Source organism: Streptococcus sp. HCA-5024 (assembly GCF_037890265.1).
Taxonomy (GTDB): domain Bacteria; phylum Bacillota; class Bacilli; order Lactobacillales; family Streptococcaceae; genus Streptococcus; species Streptococcus lingualis.
In genome coordinates this window covers 1-4,881 of sequence record NZ_JBBKBR010000012.1, presented here as the reverse complement: position 1 = coordinate 4,881, position 4,881 = coordinate 1, and the positions used below count along the sequence as shown (strand labels likewise).

The window sequence follows — 4,881 nt, the reverse complement described above, 5'->3', positions numbered from 1 at the left end:
TTTTTTTACTTTGTATGTTACGCCCTTTGTATCTTGTTGGAATTGCGACAGGACGAAGGTGGATCGATATTATCCACTTGAGGAGTTAGTGAGTCGTGTTGGCAAGGCACCATTGTGCTTTCCATTACACGAATTGAACACGCCCTAAATGCTGTGTGAAAAAGATAAATTCTCTTGTGAGCATGGCTCACTGCAAGAATTTCCTATTTTCACTTTGCATTTTACGGGCTTTGTATCTTGTTGTTACGCTACTTCTTCTGTGAATTGGCTATTGTAGAGATCAGCATAGAAGCCATTTTGGGTCATGAGTTCTTGGTGATTACCCTGCTCGATAATATTTCCATCTTTCATCACGAGAATCAGATCCGCATTACGAATAGTAGACAAGCGATGGGCAATGACAAAGGAGGTCCGGCCTTCCATGAGTTTGTCCATAGCTTTTTGAATCAACTCTTCTGTACGGGTATCGACAGATGAGGTTGCTTCATCCAAGATAAGAAGCGGAGCATCCTTCAAGAGGGCACGCGCAATGGTCAAGAGTTGCTTTTGACCCACGGACAAGGTCACTGAATCATCTAATACAGTATCATAGCCATTCGGCAAGGTCCGAATAAAGTGATGGACCCCAACCGCTCGGGTTGCTGCTTCCACCGCTTCGTCTGAAATATCCGTTTGATTGAAGACCAGGTTTTCTCGAATGGTCCCCTCAAATAGCCAGGTATCTTGCAAGACCATCGAAAAGGCATCATGAACTTCTTCTCGGCTCATGGCCTTAGTATCCACACCATCGATGGTAATTTTACCAGCTTGAATGTCGTAAAAACGCATCAAGAGATTGACCATGGTCGTCTTACCTGCACCTGTCGGACCAACAATGGCCACCTTCTGTCCTGGCTTAGCTTCAGCTGTAAAGTCATGGATAATAGTCTTATCTGGTGAATAACCAAAGCGAACATGTTCAAAGGTAACATGACCTTTTGGCACTTCCAATTGGCGTGTTTTTTGGGATTCATCTTCCATTTCTTCTTCGTCTAAGAATTCAAAGACACGCCCCATAGCAGCACTAGCTGATTGCAATTGGGTAATGCCTTGAGCCATTTGACTAATTGGTTGGGTAAAGATGCGGACATAGGTCATAAAGGCAACAATGGTCCCGATGGTAATGTCTCCATTAATGGTGAGGACAGCCCCAACGATACAGACCATGACATAGCCGAAATTCCCTACAAACTGCATCAAGGGCATCATGATCCCAGAGAAGAATTGGGATTTCCACATGCTATGGTACAAATCTTGGTTGATGGCATCAAAATGATTTTTGGCTTGGTGACGGCCATTGTAGGAAATGACGATATTGTGGCCACTATAGATTTCTTCAACATAACCTGAAACTTTGGCAAGGTTGTCCTGTTGTTGCTTAAAGAGAGGCTGGCTCTTGACCATAATGATGCTGGAAAGAGCAAAACCTGCAAAGACGGACACAATCGCTGTCACCGCCAAGTGCCAGTCCGTCTTAAACATCATAAGGATGGAGCCAATCAATAAGACAATAGAAGAGACCATTTGAACCAAGCTTTGGTTAAAGGATTGGGTCATCAAATCCACGTCATTGGTCACACGAGACAAGGTATCTCCTTGTTCATGGCTATCAAAATATTGGAGGGGCACGCGATTGATCTTCTCAGCAATGGCATTGCGCAAGCGTTCTGCAAAGCGCTGAATCATGGTTGAGATAATGAAACTACTGCTGTAGGACACCAGTGCTCCAACTCCATAAAGGATGGCTAAGGTCAGGGCAATCGAAGTGATCTTATCAATATCAATGGCGCCTCCCATCCCTTTTGTAATGGTATCTGTAATTTCTTTTAACTTATCCGGTCCAATAACCGTGATTACACTCGATACGATCGAAAAGAGGATAGCAATTAGGAAAAATAGGTGGAAGCCCTTCAAATAGGGAGAAAGTTGGCTCCAAAGGGATGTTTTTTGTTTTGTCTTATGCATGTTCCAACTCCTCCTTAGATAATTGTGAATAGGCAATTTCTTGATAGACTTCATTGGTCGCAAGCAATTCCTTGTGGGTACCTTGACCGACGACCTTCCCTTGATCCAAGACCAAAATCAAATCTGCATCCATAATGGTCGAAATCCGTTGGGCAACGATCAATTTGGTCGTATCTGCAAGCTCTTCTTTCAAGGCTTGTCGCAGGATCCGATCTGTTTTATAATCTAGAGCTGAGAAGGAATCATCAAAGATGAGGATCTCAGGTTTGCGAGCCAGGGCCCGTGCAATGGCCAAGCGTTGCCGTTGACCGCCAGAGAAGTTGCTTCCTCCTTGCGCTACTTCTGTATCCAAGCCTTTTTCTTTTGCGGCCACAAACTCTTTGGCTTGGGCCAATTCAAGAGCTTTCCAGATGGCTTCATCCTCTAATTTTCCTTGACTACTTTCTCCAAATTCCATATTGGAGCGAATAGTGCCGCTAAAGAGCACTGCTTTTTGGGGAATATAGCCGACTTTATTATTCAGTTCTTGGTGGCTATAATTCTTGACATTGATGCCATCCACTAAGATCTTTCCTTCTGTTGCATCGTAAAAGCGCGGAATCAAGTTGACCAAAGTGGATTTCCCAGAACCGGTTGATCCGATGAAGGCAACGGTTTGTCCTTTCTGAGCTGAGAAGGTCACATGTTCAATCACAGCACGGGAAGTCCGTCCATATCGGAAGGAAACATCTTGAAATTCAACGGTACCCTCTTGGCCTGTTGTTTCTTTTGACTCACTTGGGAAGGCTACAGACGGCTCTAAAGCTAAGACCTGGTTGATTCGTTTGGCAGATACCAAGGCACGAGGAAGAATAATCAAGATGGCCACCATCATCATAAAGCCAACGACAACCTGCATGGCGTAAGAGGAGAAGGTGATCATATCGGAGAAGACCTTGGTCCGATCCGCTAATGCAGGACTGGTGAAGATCTTTGTAGGATCTTTTGGCATGGCGATATCATTGATCAAGTGCGCCCCAATCCAGTAGATAGCAAGGGTCAACCCACTTGATACCACTGTCATGACAGGGTTCATCAAAGACATCAAACGATAAACAAAGAGATTTAGACGGGTTAAGCCCTTGTTTTCAGCCTGGAATTTCTCATTTTGATACGCTTCCGCATTGTAGGCGCGAACGACCCGCACCCCAGTCAAACTCTCCCGTGTCGTCGCATTCAAGGCATCGGTCAAACCTTGAACCTTTTGCTGGCGTGGAAAGGCAATCAGAACCAGAACAGAAAGCAGAATCAAGACCATCAAGACCGCAATCCCAACAGAAGTTGTCCAGGCACTGCTCTTGCCCCAAATCTTGGTCAAAGCCCAAATCGCCATAATGGGACCACGCGTCACAACTTGCATCCCCATCACAATCATGATTTGTAACTGGGTCAAATCGTTGGTCGTCCGAGTCAAGAGAGAGGGAACGGAGAATTTCTTGATCTCAGCATCAGAGTAATCCATCACTTGATGGAAAATCTCTCCTCGAAGTCGCATCGTAAAGCTGGCAGCGACTCGTGATGCTAGAAAGCCCACAAAAACTGCCATCAAAAAGCTTCCAAAAGAGAAGAGCAACATCTTACTCCCTGGCTCCATGATATCAGAAACCTTGGTCCCCTCCTTAGCTAAGAGGGTCGTAATATCGGATAAGTATTCCGGGGTCTTTAAATCCATCCAAACTGCCAGACAGATAAAGACCGTACTAAGGGCAATCATGCTCCATTCTTTGGCGGTTAAGCGCCGAAACATATTGATCATTCCTCGCTCCTTTTTTTCATATTCTCATAAAATTGATGCATGACCTTGAAAAAGGTGGACAATTCTTCTTCTGATACACCAGCCATCATATCCTGGTCCACTTCTTCAAAGAATTGTTTCATGTCATTCAATTTATCTTTTACACTGTCTGTTAGGTAGACATACTTGGCCCGTTTATCGGTTGGACTAGGCTCTAGATAAATAAAGCCATTTTTCTCCATGCGCTTGATCAGGTTACTCGTCACGGATTTTGAGATATGAAGTTCCTGCTCAACATCCCGAATCAAGGTCACTTTTCCCTCTTTTTCACGATGAGATAAGAATCTCAATACCTGACCTTGTGGTCCTGCGCTAAATTCAAACCCACGCTTCTTAGCCTCTCTTTCCACCATGAGGTGAATGAGATGGCCAATTTTTTTTAATTCTTGTAATGGCTTTTCCATCATTCCTCCAAATAGTTCTCTTAAGAACCTTAAAGTTACTATGAGAACTATTTTAGCACAAAAAAGATCCCTGTCAAGAAAAAAGTTTCTATAAGAACTAAAAAAATGGAGCCCAATCGACTCCATTAATGACTTCTAGATAATAATGCCTTCTAGATGATCCATTTCGTGCTGACAGATCTGGGCTGGAAAACCTGACAACTGAATTGTTTTTGCTTTCCAATTCACATCTCGATAGGCCACTGAAATCTCCTCATAACGAGTGGTCGGCCGACTCCCCACCAAGGACAAGCATCCTTCTTCTGTTTGGTAAGGCTTTTTCTTTTCAAGGAGAACAGGATTAAACAGGACCAAATTTTCACTTCCCATTCGGATGATAATCGCCCGTTTTTTCACCCCGATCATATTAGCCGCTAAACCCACACACTCAAGGAGATGAGCATTTAAAGTGTCCTGCAAATCCAAAGCCAAGGTGCGATCCTCAGGTGTCGCTTCTTCTGACTTTTGACCCAAGAATAAGACATCTTTTACAATATTCTTTTTCATTCCTTCCTCACTTCTTGATAGGTAGACGAAAGAAGAGAGTGGGACAGAAATCGGTAATTCGTTAGAATTCGATTTCGTCGTCCCACCTCCGCA

At 44.0% G+C, this 4,881-nt stretch carries 4 protein-coding genes; all 4 read right to left on the bottom strand.

The features are described from left to right. Positions 1–243 precede the first annotated feature (243 nt). On the bottom strand, positions 244–2,004 hold the full coding sequence (locus WKT08_RS10345) for an ABC transporter ATP-binding protein (RefSeq protein WP_049486256.1): 1,761 nt from the start codon (positions 2,002–2,004) through the stop codon (positions 244–246). Then, positions 1,997–3,799, bottom strand: a complete 1,803-nt coding sequence (locus WKT08_RS10340; protein WP_340281919.1) for an ABC transporter ATP-binding protein — start codon at positions 3,797–3,799, stop codon at positions 1,997–1,999. The genes WKT08_RS10345 and WKT08_RS10340 overlap by 8 nt, the downstream gene beginning before the upstream one ends. Then, positions 3,796–4,242: a MarR family winged helix-turn-helix transcriptional regulator gene (locus WKT08_RS10335; protein ID WP_340281922.1), complete on the bottom strand. Its 447-nt coding sequence runs from the start codon at positions 4,240–4,242 to the stop codon at positions 3,796–3,798. Before WKT08_RS10335 ends, WKT08_RS10340 begins: the two co-directional genes overlap by 4 nt. Positions 4,243–4,377: 135 nt before the next feature. Next, positions 4,378–4,788, bottom strand: coding sequence for a peptide deformylase (locus WKT08_RS10330; RefSeq protein WP_070505238.1), 411 nt, complete (start codon positions 4,786–4,788; stop codon positions 4,378–4,380). Positions 4,789–4,881: the final 93 nt, after the last annotated feature.

Coding starts and splice junctions, on each gene's coding strand:
- WKT08_RS10345 (WP_049486256.1), bottom strand. CDS start 2,004: ATGCATAAGACAAAACAAAAAACATCCCTTTGGAGCCAACTTTCTCCC.
- WKT08_RS10340 (WP_340281919.1), bottom strand. CDS start 3,799: ATGATCAATATGTTTCGGCGCTTAACCGCCAAAGAATGGAGCATGATT.
- WKT08_RS10335 (WP_340281922.1), bottom strand. CDS start 4,242: ATGGAAAAGCCATTACAAGAATTAAAAAAAATTGGCCATCTCATTCAC.
- WKT08_RS10330 (WP_070505238.1), bottom strand. CDS start 4,788: ATGAAAAAGAATATTGTAAAAGATGTCTTATTCTTGGGTCAAAAGTCA.